At 57.9% G+C, this 17,545-nt stretch carries 11 protein-coding genes; 4 read left to right on the forward strand and 7 right to left on the reverse strand.

Annotation, left to right across the window (positions count from 1 at the left end; translation table 11 throughout):
- Positions 1 to 342: 342 nt before the first annotated feature.
- From uvrC to uvrA, 4 genes are all read right to left on the reverse strand, one after another.
- Positions 343 to 2,283, reverse strand: a complete 1,941-nt coding sequence (gene uvrC, locus DXC79_RS08955) for an excinuclease ABC subunit UvrC (protein WP_370445763.1) — start codon at positions 2,281 to 2,283, stop codon at positions 343 to 345.
- 6 nt (positions 2,284 to 2,289) lie between these two features.
- Positions 2,290 to 3,870, reverse strand: a complete 1,581-nt coding sequence (gene murJ / locus DXC79_RS08960) for a murein biosynthesis integral membrane protein MurJ (protein WP_117635940.1) — start codon at positions 3,868 to 3,870, stop codon at positions 2,290 to 2,292.
- A 105-nt stretch (positions 3,871 to 3,975) separates the two neighbouring features.
- Positions 3,976 to 4,476: a Cys-tRNA(Pro) deacylase gene (ybaK, locus tag DXC79_RS08965; protein ID WP_089573609.1), complete on the reverse strand. Its 501-nt coding sequence runs from the start codon at positions 4,474 to 4,476 to the stop codon at positions 3,976 to 3,978.
- A gap of 132 nt (positions 4,477 to 4,608) precedes the next feature.
- Entirely contained in the window at positions 4,609 to 7,488 is a 2,880-nt protein-coding gene (uvrA, locus tag DXC79_RS08970) for an excinuclease ABC subunit UvrA (RefSeq protein WP_117635941.1), read from the reverse strand.
- Between the two features lie 193 nt (positions 7,489 to 7,681).
- Here uvrA and DXC79_RS08975 point away from each other — a divergent pair, with 193 nt between their 5' ends.
- From DXC79_RS08975 to DXC79_RS08990, 4 genes are all read left to right on the forward strand, one after another.
- Complete coding sequence (locus DXC79_RS08975; RefSeq protein WP_158551008.1) at positions 7,682 to 9,835, forward strand: LTA synthase family protein; 2,154 nt, start codon at positions 7,682 to 7,684, stop codon at positions 9,833 to 9,835.
- Positions 9,836 to 9,980: 145 nt separating this feature from the next.
- Positions 9,981 to 10,811, forward strand: coding sequence for an Mrp/NBP35 family ATP-binding protein (locus DXC79_RS08980; RefSeq protein ID WP_022094864.1), 831 nt, complete (start codon positions 9,981 to 9,983; stop codon positions 10,809 to 10,811).
- Positions 10,812 to 12,083, forward strand: a complete 1,272-nt coding sequence (locus DXC79_RS08985; protein WP_117635943.1) for an NAD(P)/FAD-dependent oxidoreductase — start codon at positions 10,812 to 10,814, stop codon at positions 12,081 to 12,083.
- An 80-nt stretch (positions 12,084 to 12,163) separates the two neighbouring features.
- The gene (locus DXC79_RS08990) at positions 12,164 to 13,804 is read left to right on the forward strand and encodes an NAD(P)/FAD-dependent oxidoreductase (RefSeq protein ID WP_117635944.1); all 1,641 of its coding nucleotides are present in this window, start codon (positions 12,164 to 12,166) and stop codon (positions 13,802 to 13,804) included.
- Between the two features lie 65 nt (positions 13,805 to 13,869).
- Here the strand turns inward: DXC79_RS08990 and uvrB are convergent, their stop codons facing one another.
- Genes uvrB through coaE form a run of 3 tightly spaced genes read right to left on the reverse strand, consistent with a single transcriptional unit; the run spans position 13,870 to position 17,377 of the window.
- Complete coding sequence (gene uvrB, locus DXC79_RS08995; protein WP_117635945.1) at positions 13,870 to 16,110, reverse strand: excinuclease ABC subunit UvrB; 2,241 nt, start codon at positions 16,108 to 16,110, stop codon at positions 13,870 to 13,872.
- A gap of 51 nt (positions 16,111 to 16,161) precedes the next feature.
- Positions 16,162 to 16,743 carry a lytic transglycosylase domain-containing protein gene (locus tag DXC79_RS09000; protein WP_117635946.1) on the reverse strand — a complete coding sequence of 194 codons (582 nt, stop codon included), beginning with the start codon at positions 16,741 to 16,743 and terminating at the stop codon, positions 16,162 to 16,164.
- The gene (gene coaE / locus DXC79_RS09005; RefSeq protein WP_117635947.1) at positions 16,736 to 17,377 is read right to left on the reverse strand and encodes a dephospho-CoA kinase; all 642 of its coding nucleotides are present in this window, start codon (positions 17,375 to 17,377) and stop codon (positions 16,736 to 16,738) included. The genes DXC79_RS09000 and coaE overlap by 8 nt, the downstream gene beginning before the upstream one ends.
- Positions 17,378 to 17,545 lie beyond the last annotated feature (168 nt).

Below are 17,545 nucleotides of genomic sequence, written 5' to 3' on the forward strand. Positions count from 1 at the left end.
CTTACCCGGGAGCGCCTAGACGTGCCCCCGCGCAACTTGCGGACGATATATACCTTACCTACCGACGAACCCAACTGAGGTGCCGCGCTCGGCGACCGATACATACATACGCTTGAACGGTATTTACTACCGTTCACCGAATTCATTGACAAACGATTCGCCAGACAGTATGTATCGACGAGGTGAGATATCAGTCTTCGTCAACCCGCTGGATAGCAGGGTTGTTCACCATGGCTAGTCAAACGTTTTAGCGTTAATTAAACCCGAAATCGGCTGGTAATCGCCGTGAAATAAATGATTGAAAATCACGCAATCATGTATATCAGTTGTTTAGAGGCGTGTTCAGTTTTCGGATTGCTTTGCCGCCGCCTCGGCGCGCTCGGCATTCCATGCAACGAGCGCCTCGTGAACCGCTTTGGCGACATCGGCAGGAACGCCTCGAACTTCCGCGATCTCTTGCTCGCTCGCCGCGCGCAAACGCTTCATCGAGCCAAAATGGCGCATAAGGGCACGTTTTCTGGTGGGTCCCACGCCTGGAACGTCATCGAGTACCGAAACCGTCATGGCTTTATCGCGCAATTCGCGATGGAACGTGATGGCAAAACGGTGCGATTCATCGCGCACCTGTTTAATTAGATAGAGCGACGCAGACCCGGTCGGCAGCACGACTGGAGTCTCGTCCCAAGGCACGAAAACCTCCTCATCGGCCTTTGCCAGGCCACAAACTGGTATATCGAGCCCAAGAGCCTCAAGTTGCTTGATCGCAGCGGTCAATTGCGGCTTACCGCCATCGACAACGAGCAAATCGGGGCGCGAGCCAAAGCGCTCGTCGGCCATACGCTCGGGAGCATAACGTCGTCCCAAAACCTCGGACATCGACACGAAGTCGTTTGCCTCGTCCAATTCGGCCTGAATTTTAAAACGACGATACTGACTCTTGTCGGCGCGCCCGTTGGTAAACACCACCATCGAGGCGACCGTAAAGGTGCCATGCAGTGTAGAGATATCGAAGCACTCGATACGCAACGGCGGCGATGGCAGCGCCAACGCACTTTCGAGCTCCAGGAGCGCTTGATTGGTGCGGTCGTCAGCGTACCCCGTTCGCATCATGTAGCGCATGAGAGCATGGCGCGCATTTTTGGATGCCATATCGAGCAGACGGTGCTTTTCGCCACGCTGCGGCCTATGGAGATGGCAGGAACGCTCACGCTTGCCCGCAAGCCACTCCCCCAGCGCCTCCGCATCCTCAAGCTCGACGGAAAGGTTGACCTCAGCTGGAATATCAGCCGTCTCGTCGTAATAGCGCTTAAGAAAGCCCGACTGGAGCTCTTCCTCGTCAACATCAAGACCCTTGTCGAGAATGAACTCGCAGGTGCGAACTGTTCGGCCCTCGCGAACGACGAAGACGCAAGCGGCGGAGATGGTCTCCTCGCGATAGAAACCGATGACATCTATATCGACACTGGAGGGAAAAACGACTTGCTGACGATCGTCCAGACCCCTGATGACCTCCAAACGACGTTTGACGCGTGCCGCGCGCTCAAAGTCGAGCGCCTCAGCGGCATCCGTCATCTCGGAGGTCAGCTCATCGACGACATCCTTGCGATGGCCCGACAAAAAGCGCTCGACGCGCTTGACGTTCTTGGCATAGTCTGCCGGGGAAATCGCGCCGACACACGCACCCGGGCCGCGCCCGACATGGTAGTCAAAGCAGGGGCGCCCGTTTTGCGCGCAAATCATATTGACGATGTCTTCCTCGCCCTTGTGGGACTCGACGATACGGCGACAACGACGCCACTCCGCACAGGATGCGGAGCAGATGGGGATAACCTTGCGCAGCGTATCTATCGTCTCACGTGCCGCGCGGCTATCGGTATAAGGTCCAAAATAGCGCGTTCCCGGCTTATGACGCTCACGCGTGTATTTGATAGCGGGATACAGGTCGCCCTTTGTAATGGCGATAAAGGGGTAGCTCTTGTCATCCTTGAGGTCGACGTTAAAGTACGGATGGTACTGACCAATCAAATTGCGCTCGAGCACCAACGCCTCGTGCTCGGTCTCCACCACGATATAGTCAAAGCTCGCCACCAGCTGCATCATAAGCGGGATCTTCTGGCGCTCGTCCTGCAGCGTCACGTACTGACGCATACGGGCGCGCAGGTTTTTCGCCTTGCCCACGTAGATGACATCGCCCTTGGCGTCTTTCCAAAGGTAGCAGCCGGGCTGCGTGGGAACGCGCGAAACCTGCTCGGCAAGCGTTGGAATGTTGTCGTGACCGGCCACGCGCACCTACTTGCGACGAAGCAGCGCCGAGACCTCGGGCATCTTAAGGATGACGGCAAGGCCAAAGGTAACAGCAAGCGAGACGACACCCGCAACGCAAACGTAGCCAAGAGTAATCAGAATCGAGCCGCCAAGTGCCCCGACAAAGCGTTCAAGCGCCCACATGACGCCGGCGCCTGCGGCAGCACCCAGGCCACCGAGCAAAAGGCCAAAGAAACCGCCATGCAGGATGGATTTAACCTGAAGACCACGCAGGCGGCGACGCAGCCACCACAGCGAACAGCCGACCAAGATCACGTAGTCGACGACATACGAAAGCGCGATTGCCGGCATACCGAAGCCCAGCACAACGCCAAACAGCAGAACCGAGCCGGCCTGGCCGATGGCGGAATACAGGCAATAGCGGCTATAGGGCTTCATGTCGAGCAAGGCAGAGAAGCTCTTCTGCATCAGCACGACCACGCCGTAGAGCGGCAGCGAGAACGCCAGGTAGACAAGGAACTCGGACACCAGCGCCACGCCGGACTCATCGAACTTGCCAGCGCAGTAGATCATGTTGAGCGGACGCGCGAAGACAATCAGGTACAGCGCGAACGGAACCAGGAAGAACAGCATCTGGGCGACGCCACGCGAAATGCCCGTGCGAACGCTGTCGTAATCCTTCTCCTGTGCGTCGTGAGAGAGCTCGGTATAGAGCGCCGTCGAAAGCGAGGCGGCAATCAGCGCGTAGGGCAGCGTGTACCACAGGCGCGCATAGGCGATGACGGAAGGACCGGTCTCGGGCTGGACCACCAGCGCGGCAGCGTTCGTGATAGAAGTCGAGACAAACATGCACACCGTAGCGAGCAGCGTCGGGATACCGAGCGCAATCGTCTGGCGCAGTGCGGGGTCCTTAAAGTCGATATGGATATGGGGATGCACGCCGTGCTTGCCAAGCGCGGGGATCTGACAAGCCATCTGAACAAAGACACCGAGGGTCGTACCGGCCGCAATCAAGATGATGCCGGCACGTTCGCCAAACTGTGCGGACACGGGCGCAAAGCCCATAAAGCTCGCAATGACGATCACATTGTTGAGGACCGGGGCAAACGTCGACCAGAAGTAGTCGCGGTGTGCGTTGAGAACGCCCGAGAACACCGAGCCCAAACCATAAAACAGAATCTGGATGGCGAAGAAACGGAACATGAACGCAGCGGTATCCATGCTGCCGCCGCCACCCGAAAGGAACGATTGCGTCCAAATAAAGCCCGGAGCGAACACGGTCCCCAGCAACGAAATGCCACCCAGCACCAATAGCAGAATACCGAGCAGGTTGCCCACGTACTCGTTCGAGGCCTCGCGACCCTGCTCACGCCTCACGCCCATGTACACGGGCAAAAACGCCGTCACGAGCATGCCGCCCATCACGAGTTCGTAGAGCATATTGGGCAGGTTGTTGGCGACCTGATAGGAGGACGAGAGCAGCGACATGCCGATAGCGGCCGCCATTGCCCATGTGCGGATAAAGCCGGTGACGCGAGACACGATGGTCAGGATGGTCATAAGCCCGGCGGAACGACCAACCGTGGAGTAGTCCGACGAGCCCATATCATCAGTGCCATCTCGCGACGAAGAAGCTTCGGATGAGGGTGTCTGAGGCGCAGATTCTTTTGCAAAATGAGCTCCGCACTTCAATTCTTCCTGCGGCATCGCTCAGTCCTCTCTCGTAATCGGGGCGACCGTCGCCCCGCAAAATGCAATTAAATCATCGGGTGCAAGCTCAAGCTGATAACCACGCTTGCCTCCCGAAATAAAAATGGTATCCCAAAGGACACATGTCTCATCAATGAGCGTCCGGTAGCGTTTTTTCATACCGACCGGACTGCAGCCGCCGCGAACGTAGCCAGTCGCCGCAAGCAAATCCTTCACATGCATCATGGCCAAGGACTTCTCCCCCGCGGCACGCGCGGCGGACTTTAGATCGAGCTCGTCGGCAACAGGGATGCAGCACACGACATGGTCGTTGGACGGCGTCACGCAGACCAAGGTCTTAAATCCTTGTCCGGGCTCCTCGCCAAGCTGCTCCGAAATCGCGACCCCCAGGCCCGCCGACTCATCACCATCGTCTTCGTACGTATGTAGAACATAGGAAATGCCGGCGCTTTCCAGCTCGCGCATCGCATTGGTTTTTGGCGTCTTTACAGCCTTTGCCATGGCATATCCTTTCCCTCGCATTCGGACGTAAGGATTAAGTATATGTCCAATTCGGCTGCATACGTCACTTCGACACAGCAAGCGCCATCGAATCACAAGGAGTCGATGGCGCCCATAAACTGAATCGCCTATTTATTGAGCATCAAGTTGAGCCTGACGCTCCCGGTCACGCCTGAGCAACGGCGCCAAAAACTTGCCCGTATAACTTTGCGGACAGTCCGCGACCTGCTCCGGTGTGCCCGAAACCACGACGGTTCCGCCGCCGTTACCGCCCTCGGGGCCCATATCGATCAGGCGGTCGGCAACCTTGATGACATCAAGGTTGTGTTCAATCACCAGCACCGTGTTGCCCGCATCGACCAAGCGCTGCAGCACATCGAGCAGCTGGCGGACGTCCTCAAAATGAAGGCCGGTCGTCGGCTCATCCAAAATATAGAACGTCTTGCCCGTCTGGCGTCGATGAAGCTCCTTGGCGAGCTTCACACGCTGCGCCTCGCCGCCCGAGAGCGTCGTAGCGGGCTGGCCCAGGCTCACGTAGCCCAAGCCTACATCGTACAGCGTCTGGAGCTTGCGCTTAATCTGCGGGATATTCCCAAAGAAGGCCAGTGCCTCGGTGACGCTCATGTCGAGCACGTCCGAGATGGTCTTACCACGGTAGGTGACCTCAAGCGTCTCGCGGTTATAGCGTTTGCCGCCGCAGACCTCACAGGGGACATAGATATCGGGAAGGAAGTGCATCTCGATCTTAATTTGTCCGTCGCCCTTGCATGCTTCGCAGCGACCGCCGCTCACGTTAAAGGAGAAACGTCCCGGCGAGTAGCCGCGCGCCTTCGACTCCGGCGTACTCGCAAACAGCGCGCGAAGATCATCCCACAGGCCAATGTACGTAGCAGGGTTGGAACGCGGCGTGCGGCCAATCGGCGACTGGTCGATATCGATAACCTTATCGATACACTCGATGCCCTCGATTTTCTTATACGGACCCACAGGGCGCGTCGAACGGTGAATGGCATTCGTAAGGGCAGGTGCGATAGTGTCGGTAACCAGGGAGCTCTTACCCGATCCCGACACGCCGGTAACGACCGTAAGCGTACCAAACTCGATCTTGGCGGTAACGTTTTTGAGGTTGTTGGCGCGGGCGCCCGTGATCTTAAGGCAGCCGCGACCGGGCTTGCGGCGCTCATCGGGAACCCGGATCATTCGTTTGCCGGTCAGATAAGCGCCCGTCATCGACTCGGGACACGCCATGATATCGGCAGGCGTTCCCGCCGCGACTACGTGTCCGCCGTTCACGCCCGCGCCGGGGCCCATGTCGATCACATAGTCGGCAGCACGAATCGTATCCTCATCATGCTCGACGACGATGACGGTATTGCCGATATCGCGTAGGCGCTCAAGCGTCTTGATCAGGCGCTCGTTATCGCGCTGATGGAGGCCAATCGATGGCTCGTCCAAAATGTACAGGACACCCATGAGGCCGGCGCCGATCTGCGTTGCCAGGCGAATGCGCTGGGCCTCGCCTCCGGAAAGCGTCGCCGAGGCACGATCGAGGGTCAGATAGTCGAGTCCGACATCGACCAGAAAACGCAGGCGCTCCAGGATTTCCTTGACGATGCGTCCGCCGATAAACTGTTGGCGCTCGGTGAGTTCCAGGCCCTCAAAAAACTCGAGCGACTCACGGCACGACAGACAACAAACCTCGTAAATGGACTTGCCGCCCACGGTGACGGCGAGCATCTCGGGGCGCAAACGAGCGCCGTGGCAGCTCGAGCACGGCTCCTCGCGGATGTACTTCTCCAAGCGCGCCTTGGTGTTCTCATTCGTCGTCTCGGTATAGCGCTCGTACAGGATATTGCGCACACCCGAGAACTTGGTGTCCCACTGGCTGCGGCGCCCATCGAGCTTTTGATAGTCGACCGAAATCTTCTGGTCGCCCATGCCGTCTAAAAACGCACGACACACCCGCGGAGGCAGATCCTCCCACGGCGTATCGACGCTCACCTTAAAGTGTTTGCAGACCGCAGCGAAAATCTGCGGATAGTAGTTAGAGTTGCCAAACAGGCTGCCAAAGACCCCGTCGGCGATCGACTTCGAGGGGTCTTCGATTAGGGCCTCGGCATCGACCGTCTTCTTAAAGCCCAGGCCATCGCACTCGGGGCACGCGCCATAGGGCGCGTTGAACGAGAAATCACGCGGCTGCAGGTCATCGATGGAGTGTCCATGCTCCGGGCACGCTAACGCCAGCGAATACTCCAGCAACTCGCCTTCGGTCCCCTCGGGAGCGTCGCGGTCGGGCAGCAAGTATACGTTCACATTGCCGTGCGCCAGCGCAGTCGCCTGTTCAACGGACTCGGCAATACGGCCCAGCGAGTTCTCGCGAATCACGATGCGGTCGACCACGACCTCGATATCGTGCTTGAATTTCTTATCCAAATCGATAGGGTCATCAAGCGAGCGAACCTCGCCGTCGACACGCACGCGGCTAAAGCCCTCGGCGCGAAGGTCCTCAAACAGCTTGGTGTACTCGCCTTTTCGCCCGCGCACCACCGGTGCCAGCACAAACGCGCGGCGGCCCTCCCCCGCCGCCAGGACCTTATCGGCGACCTGGTCGGTCGTCTGGCGCTCAATGACGCGGCCGCATTCGGGACAGTGCGGAGTGCCCACACGGGCGAACAGCAGACGCAGATAGTCATAAATCTCGGTTACGGTGCCAACCGTCGAGCGAGGGTTTTTAGATGTCGTCTTTTGGTCGATCGACACCGCCGGCGAAAGGCCGTCGATTGAATCCAAGTCGGGTTTGTCCATCTGGCCCAAGAACTGGCGCGCATAACTCGAAAGGCTCTCGACGTATCGACGCTGGCCCTCGGCATAGATAGTGTCGAATGCCAGCGAACTCTTGCCCGAGCCAGAAAGACCGGTAATGACCACGAGTTGGTCACGCGGAATGGAAACATCGATATCACGGAGGTTGTGCTCACGAGCGCCGCGAATAACGATAGAGGAATCAGACATGGAAGCTCCTTGCCTCCTATTGCATCGAATCATACTGCCGATGAGTTTAGCGCACTCGACGCGCACAGATGTTCGTAATACAAGATTCGCAGACCTTTAGCTTTGCGTATCGGGCGCTTTGTTTCTCGAAATGCCGTGGAAAGGTTACAGTAATCTAATACTGAACTTAATTTGCTGTACCAGAGGAACGTCCATGACCGAAGATATCCCCCTTGAAATCACTTCGAGCGACATGGCCAATCTGCCCATATTCATCGCCGTCCTTATCGTGGCCGCCGTCGTCGTGCGCGTGTATTTTTCAATCAAACGCAACGAAAAGCCACCCATTGCCCGCGTCTTTTGGTGCGCGACGCTCCTCATCCCGCTCGGCGTGGTAGCTGCATGGATTACGAATCAATCGCTCGTAAATGAGGGCAGCTCCCTATGGGTCCTTTCTTATTCGGCGCTCGGTGCTGCCGCCGTCATGCTTCTTGTCGAGCCCTTGGTTTCGGGACTTATCGACCAAACCGACCTTGCGACGGGAACGGTTGCCTGTATTTGCCGCAACATCCTTGTCATCGCCGCTGTTTCAGCGCTCTCGTTCGTTTCAATCGAAATTGCCTGCAACGAAACGTTCTATCGCATTCCCGCCAACTCATTCGGGTTTTCCGTCGGGTTGCTCGCGACGGTTCTGCTCTCCCTTTATTTGCTGGGACAGCGTCATGGAGGCGTCATGGTCCTCGTGCCCGTCGTCTGTTGCGTCCTTGGCATTGCCGAGCACTTCGTCATAACGTTTAAAGGCGAAGCCATCCTGCCAAGCGATATCTTGGCCCTTGGCACCGCAATGGAAGTGAGCGAGGGATACGAGTTTACCTTTACCGCCGGAATCGTAACCTCTCTCGCCCTGCTGGAGATTTCCCTGGGGCTTCTTTCGCTCATCCGACCGCGAAAGCTCCGTACGCCCACCCATGTCTTCCCCGCTATCGCCGCTAACCTCTGTGCTTTTCTGCTAGTGACCGTTGTGGGGCTCTCAGGCTTTTCCAACATCGACTTGGAGCAGGCGCTGGATTTTGGATTTGACCGTTGGCAGCCCATCACCACGTATGCGTCTCAGGGTTTTATCACTTCGTTCACCGAAATGGTCAACGAGTTGCCCATTGAGAAGCCCGAAGACTATACGCCCGATGAGGCGCAGAGCATCGAGCAGGAGCTCGCCGCCGTCTACGACAGCACATATGGCTCGAGCGAACAGCGCGCGGCGGCCGTTGCCCAGTTCAATGAAATCAAGCCGACGATTGTTGCCGTCATGAACGAGAGTTTTAGCGACCTTTCGTGCTTTGAGCAGCTCCAGGCGGCCGGGTACTCCGGCCCCGCATTCTACAACTCGCTTCCCGACACACTTGTTCGCGGCACCATGCTCGCTTCGGTCGCCGGTGGCGGAACGGCGAACTCCGAATTCGAATTTTTGACCGGAGCGACAACGGCCTTTGTCGGATTAGGCAAGATCCCCTATCAGCTGTATCAGATGAATGGCGTAAACAGCCTGGCAAAGGACCTTAAAGAGCTTGGGTATACCACTACCGCTATGCACCCGCAAAACCCCGTCAACTACCATCGAGATAAAATCTATCAGCAGCTGGGCTTTGGAGACTTTCTTTCAATCGGCGATTTCGAAGGTGCGCCCTATTACCATGCCGGCGTATGCGACTACGCCACCTACGACAAGATACTCGACCTGCTTAGAACCGACGAAGCGCCACAGTTCATCTTTGACGTCACGATGCAAAATCACGGCGGCTACGACTATGGCACCGTTCCCGCCGAAGAGCTGACAAACTATTGGGTCGAGGGAGCCAGCGAAGGCGCCAACAGCGCGCTCAACACCTATCTCACCTGCATCAACGCATCCGACCGGGACCTCGAGTACTTTATCAACGAGCTCCGCAACATCGGCAGACCGGTTGTTCTTGTCTTTTTTGGCGACCATCAGCCGAGCGCCGCAACGACTCTCAACGACGAGCTGTACCCTCAGGAAGATACGGCAAGCCACGCTTTCCGTATCTATCAGTCGACATATCTCGTCTGGGCTAACTATGAGATCGCCGGCAATACCGAGCTCAACGTCTACGACACCGTCGGGGCAAACGAGATTGCAGCCATTACCCTTAATAAGATCGGCGCCCCGCTCACCAATTACCAAAAGGCCCTGCTTGCGACAAGGTCAGATGTGCCCACCATCAATGTCGCCGGCTATCTCGGTGCCGACGGGCTGCGCTACGACTTGGAATCGAAAGACAGCCCCTACGCCTCGACGATCGACAAGCTGCAGCGCATGCAATACCTCGAGTTCGCCAGCAAAGTTCAGTAAGCCCGCCCATTCGCTTGGGCCCATCGTATTGCAAGCACGCTCGGCCCAAACGCATCGCAAATGACTCCCGCTCGCAAACGAGGGTACAATGACGCTCGTGTCACATCGCGGGGCCCCGGCCCCAGCATATACAAAGGAGTCATACATGGGTTGCGAACACGCACAGGCCGCCGGCGGACAAACGTCGCCGTCGCAATTTGAGGAGAACACGCTGTCCGAGGTCAAGCGCGTCATCGCCGTGCTTTCCGGCAAGGGCGGTGTCGGCAAGTCATTTGTCACCGGTGCCATCGCCACCGAGCTTGCCCGTCACGGCCACAAGGTCGGCGTCCTCGATGCCGACATCACCGGTCCCTCTATCCCCAAGATGTTCGGTATGAGTGGACGCCACGTCCATGCCCTTGGCAACCTTATGCTGCCCGAAATCTCCGAGCACGGCGTCAAGGTCATGAGCTCCAACCTGCTGCTCCAAAACGAGACCGACCCCGTCCTTTGGCGCGGTCCGGTCATCGCAGGCGCCATTAGGCAGTTCTGGAGCGAGACCTCGTGGGGCCCCATCGACTACCTACTGGTCGACATGCCTCCGGGAACAGGCGACGTTGCGCTCACCGTCTTCCAGTCGCTGCCGGTCGACGGCATCGTCATCGTCACGAGCCCGCAGGATCTGGTCTCGATGATCGTCGCCAAGGCGGTCAACATGGCCGAGAAGATGAACGTCCCCATTCTGGGCATTGTCGAGAACATGAGCTATATTGAGTGCCCCGACTGCGGCAAGAAGATCGAGGTCTTTGGCAAGAGCAAGCTCCCCGAGGTCGCAGAGCGCTATAACCTCGACATCTTGGGCCAGCTTCCCATTAATCCGGCACTCGCCGAGGCCTGCGATAAGGGCGAGGTCGAGACCGCGCTGCCCGATGGCATGTTGCCCAAGGCAGTCTCTGCCGTCGAGGCTATTACCCCGCACGAGACCGACGAGGCCTAAGTGAACGCGAGCGCCTTCTATGACGTCCTGGTAATCGGCGGCGGGGCTTCAGGCCTCGCCGCCGCCATTACGGCCGCACGCGTTGGCAAAAGCGTCTGCATCGTTGAGCGCGATGTCGCCTGCGGCCTTAAGCTCCTTGCGACCGGTAACGGCCGCTGCAACCTCTCCAACGAATCGATCGATCCTCAGCGGTATAACCACCCAGCATTCGTCACATCCGTCATGGGCCCCCAGCCCGAACAAGAGCTTATGGGTTTCTTCTCCTCGCTGGGTATCATGACAACCTCCGAGGAAGGCCGGCTGTACCCGCGCTCCCTTCGCGCCGAATCGGTGCGCGACGCGCTTCTCAACGTTTGCGACCGCCTAGGTATCACCTTAATCTGCGGAGCCTACGTTGCCTCGGCGCACAAAGCTTCCGAAGGCTGGGCACTCCAAATAGACCGTCCAGCGCGGGCGCTCAAGGCAAAAAAGCACGACGACCGAAAATCGGAGCTCCGCTCGCTTCGGAAAGCGCTCGCTGATGTCCCTCGCAAGAACGTGGCCCTGCAGGCACATGCCGTAATTATCGCCACGGGCGGCAACCCCACCGGTATCGCCGATACGTTTCGCCTCCCCCTCACTTCGCTGCGCCCCATCCTCTGCCCCGTATCGGCAACGGTCTTTGGCGATCGGGCGGCGCTCAAGACGTTGGATGGCCTGCGCGTCCGCGCCCGCTTGACGCTCGCCCGCAATCATAATGAGCTCTGGCACGAAGACGGTGAAGTGCTGTTTCGAACCTTCGGTATCTCGGGCGTCGCTGTCTTCAACCTCTCTCGTCGTATCCAGCGCGGCGATACGATCCTGCTCGACGTTTTCCCCGACCTCTCCAAAGACGAGCTGCTCGATATGCTCAACCGGCGCGTTGAGCTGCTCGGCGGCTTTTCGCCCCGCGATCCCCGTTGGCTCGACGGCATGCTCGCCCCGCAACTCTCCCGCGTCGTCTGCACAGCGTTCGAGCAGTGCCATCCAGGCTCCAACGATGTCATCCACCTGGTCTCGATCCTCAAGCACTTTAAGTTGCTCGTCAAGGGAACAGCCGAGGAGCGCTCAGCGCAGGTCACGCGTGGTGGCGTATCTGTCGAGAGCATCTCAACACCCAGCCTACGCGCGCGCAGCGTTGTCGACGCCCCGCTTTACGTCTGCGGTGAAGCGCTCGACATCGACGCCGATTGCGGAGGCTTTAACCTTGCGTGGGCCTGGATCTCGGGCATTCGCGCTGCAAGCAGCCTGTAGCCGCGCAGTCTATAATCAAAAACGCATTCGGGCCGTCTGGGATACCGGACGGCCTCTTTCTTGCCTCTAAGGAGACCTCGATGATCGAAATCACCCAAGTCAACGCGTCGCTCGATGAAGCCGACGATGAAAATGCCTGTCTCATTGTTGGCAAGCGAGTCGCCAAGCGCGTCCTACGTTGCAAGGACTCCGAGATCAAGTCCATCGAGCTCCACCGCAAGTCAATCGACGCTCGCAAAAAACGAGACGTCCATTTTATCCTGAGCTTTCGTGTTGAGCTGACTAGTCCCCACCTCGAGCGAGAAGCGGTCGACAGCGTTGCCGAGCGTGACCGCTCGCGCGTACGCGCGATAGAAGACGATGAGCCTTCATTCCCCTCCCCCGCCTCCGACGCACCTCAAGAACGCCCTGTCGTTGTCGGCGCCGGATGCGCCGGCCTTTTCGCTGCGCTTACGCTCGCCGAAGCAGGTCTTAAGCCCTTGCTCATCGAGCGCGGCGACCCGGCATTTCGCCGCTCGCGGGCGATCGACCTCTTTCTAAAGGAGCGCATCCTCGACCCCGAGAGCAATATCCAGTTTGGCCTGGGCGGCGCGGGGACTTTCTCGGACGGCAAGCTCAATACGGGAACCAAAAATCCCGCCCATCGCCTTATCCTCGAAACCTTCGTCGAGGCGGGTGCGCCCCGCGATATTCTATGGGATGCCAAGCCGCACATTGGCTCCGACATCCTTCCCACGGTTGTCACCGCTATATCCCAGCGCATCGAGCAGCTCGGAGGTGTCGTCCGTTATCGAACGAGGCTCGTCGACATTCGCATCGACGCGTCTGGCGCCATCACCGGTATTGATGTCCAATCGTCCCAAGACGCCGCTTGCGAGCCAATCGAGACAAAGCACCTCATCCTCGCCTGCGGGCATTCTGCTCGCGATATTTTTGAGCTCCTTAAGGGCCACAACGTGGCCCTCGCACAAAAGACCTTTGCCATGGGCGTTCGCATCGAGCATCCGCAGCGCGACATCGACCGAGTCCAATACGGAGCCTCGGCGGGACATCCTGCCCTCGGAGCAGCCCCTTACAAGCTCGTCGCCCATCTTCCCAACGGCCGCAGCGTGTTCTCGTTTTGCATGTGCCCCGGCGGGCAGGTTGTCGCCGCCTCTTCCGAGCAGGGCCACCTGTGCGTCAACGGCGCCAGTCTCAATGCCCGCGACGGACGCAACGCAAATGCCGCCCTGCTCGTTAACGTCACGCCAAAGGACCTTCCCAACGATGACCCGCTCGCCGGCATCGAGCTCCAGCGTGCCTGCGAGGCGGCCGCCTACCGCCTGGGCGGTTCCAACTGGAACGCACCGGCACAGCTCGTCGGAGATTTCCTCGCAGGACGTGCCAGCAAGGCGCCCGGAAAGGTAAAGCCCACCTATCCGCTCGGTGTGACCTGGACGGCAATTGACGAAGCCCTGCCGCAGCATATCGTCGAGTCGCTCCGCCTGGGACTTCCCCTACTCGGAAAAAAGCTACGCGGCTACGACCGCCCCGACGCCGTTCTTACCGGCGTGGAGACTCGTTCGAGCTCACCGGTCACCGTCACCCGAGACCGAGCATGCCATGCCGTGTCGACCCCGGGCCTTTACCCTTGTGGTGAGGGAGCTGGATATGCCGGCGGCATCATGAGCGCGGCCACCGACGGCATCCGTTGTGCCGAAGCCCTGATCGCAGACCTCTAGCGCACGAATTCCAGCGCGCAAAAGATACAGACCCCGAGCTCCACAGGGAACTCGGGGCCTGTTCGCTATTTCTTAAACCGTGCACCCTGGCGTTTTCTGCCCGATGCGAACGTGGAACCCTTGCGCGCCTGCGAACGTAAGCGCTCGATCGTCTCGTCCTCAGACGCACCCTCGAGCATCGCCCGAATCTGAACGACGGCATCACGCAGGCGCGCCGCCTCCTCAAAGTCCATGGCGGCAGAAGCGTTGCGCATATCCTCTTCCATGGTTTCGACGATCCGCACAAGCTCGTCATGCGGTAGTTCTTCCAACTGCTCCGCAAGTGTCTGCTCGGGTGCCACCGTTTCCGGCACGCCGCCCTCGCCCGACTCATCGGGCGTATAGAATGCGCCATGGCCAAGAGAGTCGCCCTTCGAGCGCCCCTTGGAACCCACGGTTTTTTCGGCCTCGGCAATAAAACTTGAGATGTCGTTGATGGCCTTGCGCACCGTCTTGGGCACAATGCCATGCTCTTCGTTATAGGCCATCTGGATCTCGCGTCGACGCTGCGTCTCCTCAATCGCCTCTCTCATCGAATCGGTCACGACGTCCGCGTACATGATGACTTCGCCATCGGCGTTACGGGCCGCGCGGCCAATCGTCTGAATCAGCGAACGGCGGTTGCGCAAGAAGCCTTCCTTATCGGCATCGAGAATTGCCACCAGTGAGACCTCGGGAAGATCCAAGCCCTCGCGAAGCAGGTTGATGCCAACGAGAACATCGATCTTGCCCTCGCGCAGCGTTCGCAGGATCTCGACACGGTCCATTGTCGCCGTATCAGAATGCATGTAATTGACCTTAATGCCGGCATCAAGCAGATGGTCGGTCAGGTCCTCGGCCATGCGCTTGGTGAGCGTGGTCACCAGCACGCGCTCCTTGCGGGCAACGCGCTCGCGAATCTCGTCCTCAAGATCGTCAATCTGCCCACGAACCGGACGCACATCGATCTTGGGGTCGAGCAGACCGGTCGGACGAATAATCTGCTCCACGTCGTTTTGGCTCACCCGCAGCTCGTAGTCGCCCGGCGTGGCCGAAACATAGATAAACTGGGGTATCCTCGCCTCAAACTCATCGAAGCGAAGCGGACGGTTATCGAGCGCCGAAGGAAGGCGAAAACCGTGTTCCACCAGCGTCACCTTACGCGAGCGGTCACCTTCGTGCATGCCGCGAATCTGCGGCACCGTCACATGGCTCTCATCGATGATGCAGAGCATGTCCTTAGGGAAGTAATCGATCAGGGTAAACGGCGGCTCGCCCGGTTTTCGACCGTCCAGATGACGCGAGTAGTTCTCGATACCGTTACAAAAACCCATGGTCTCGAGCATCTCGAGATCATAGTCGGTGCGCTGCTGCAGACGCTGTGCCTCGAGCAACTTGTCGGTCGCCTTGAGCTCGGCCACACGCTTCTCGCACTCTTCACTGATTGATTTCAGAGCCGCCTTGACCTTCGGCTTCTCGGTCACGTAGTGCGATGCCGGCCATACGGGGATGGCCTCGTACTCACGAAGCATCTCACCGGTAACCTCATCGATCTCGGCAATAAGCTCAACCTCGTCGCCAAAGAACTCAAACCGCAACGGATGCTCGGCATAAGGCGGATACACGTCGACAACATCGCCGCGCACGCGGAACGTGCCGCGCGCTAGGTCATAGTCATTGCGATCATATTGAATGTCGATAAGTGCATGGATAAAGTCATCGCGCTCGAGCGGCACTTTCTTGTCGACATTCGGCGCCAGCCCCGCATAGTCCTCGGGAGAGCCGATACCGTAGATACAGGACACCGAAGCAACGACGATTACATCGCGTCGAGAGAGCAACGAGGCGGTCGCCTGATGGCGCAGCATCTCGACCTCTTCGTTAATCGAGGAGTCTTTCTCGATATATGTATCGCTTTGCGGCACATACGCCTCGGGCTGATAGTAGTCGTAGTACGAGACAAAGTAGACCACAGCGTTGTTGGGAAAGAACTCTTTGAGCTCGCTCGCAAGCTGAGCGGCGAGCGTTTTATTGGGAGCCATGACCAGCGTCGGCTTCCCCAGGGCCTCAATAGTCTTAGCCATCGTGAAGGTCTTGCCCGAACCAGTCACGCCCAGCAAAACCTGATAGCGATCTCCATCCCTCACACCCTGCACAAGCGACTCAATGGCCTTAGGCTGAGAACCTGCAGGCTCATAGGGAGAAACGACTTCAAACGGCACCTCAGCGCCCTCAACGCCAAAGCGCTTAAGTTCACCGCCAACGCGTTCTACTTCAAATTCCGCCATGGATACTCCTAACTCATATATCTGCAGTATACGCAGGCGGCAGGCATAGTCCTATACGAACCGATCGGGATAGAGGGTCTTATAGCGAACCCAGGCATTATTGACACGAATCAGATACGCCTGCGTCTCGGGAAAGGTGATTGCATTATGAAGCGACGTGCTCTGCTGCGCCCAACCGTCGACATTGCCCATGCCAGCGTTATAGGCGGCAATGGCACTATCCGTCGACCCATTGAAATAGGTCAGAAGATACGAGAGGTATGCGCAGCCAAACTCGATATTGGTAGCCGGATCGTTAAGGTTGTCGACCGAATACTCGTCACCGTCGACAAGGCCCTTGGTGATCATATCCTGAGCAGTCACAGGCATCAGCTGCATCAATCCCTGAGCACCCTGATTCGACTCAGCCTCGGGATCCCAATTCGATTCCGACTTAATGACAGCGCACACCAGATACGGATCCAGATTATGCGAAATACTCGATTGCTTTACATACGCCTCGTGGTCAATGGGATACAGCGGCTTAAAGAAAGCCGCGGGAGCACACGAGTAAACGAATGAGATAAGGCCGAAGGCAAAAACGGCAGCCAGCGGAATAAGGCGATACCACGCAAAGAAACGTGTCTTAGGCATCGGCATCCTCCTTATTCGCAGTGTCTATAAACCCATGGCATGCAAGCCATGAGTCAAGCTGCTCAAAGAGCGAATTATCGCCTGCGGCATTATCAATCACCGTTGTAGCGAGATTGCACAGCGCAGACTCATCGGGCTGGCAAGCAGAACGGGCATCGAAATCAGATGGCTCCATGCCACGCTGAATAGCACGCTCGCGACGAACTGACAAAGGGGCGCTGATGACCAGAATTTCATCAGCCAAGCCAAATGCATCCTCAAAACCAGTCGGAGCAGAAACCTCGACCACCGCAAAGGGATAACGGGGGGAAGAAACCGTGCAGCAAACCGGATCAAGAATCCTCAGTGACAGCTGCTCAATGAGAACGGGGTGCACAATGCTATTGAGCCTCGCGACCGCATCAGGAGAAACAAAAGCTCGAGAAGCGAGTATGTTACGGCGAACGCCGCCCTCCTCGTCCAAAATATCCCAGCCAAATTCTTCCGCGAGGGCATTGACGATATCGGAGCCTGGCACATACAGCGATTTGGCAAGTTCGTCCAGATCGATGAGCATGGCGCCATGAGATTCGAGATAGCGGCAGGCAGTCGACTTACCCGAAGCAATATTGCCCAAGACAAAAACGGTAAACATCAAGTCCTCCCTAACGCCAATGGGAGTTATTATCGCGCAAATACAAAAGAAGGACTCAAAATACAGCCAAACAGTAAGACAAGCTAAAAGAAGGCGAGTTCTTGTATTACAGCTCTCTATAAAACGCAAAAAAGGGGGAGGCCGCGAGGCCTCCCCCTTCTTCAAGTC

The sequence above is a fragment of the Collinsella sp. TF08-11AT genome, assembly GCF_003437035.1.
Classification (GTDB): domain Bacteria; phylum Actinomycetota; class Coriobacteriia; order Coriobacteriales; family Coriobacteriaceae; genus Collinsella.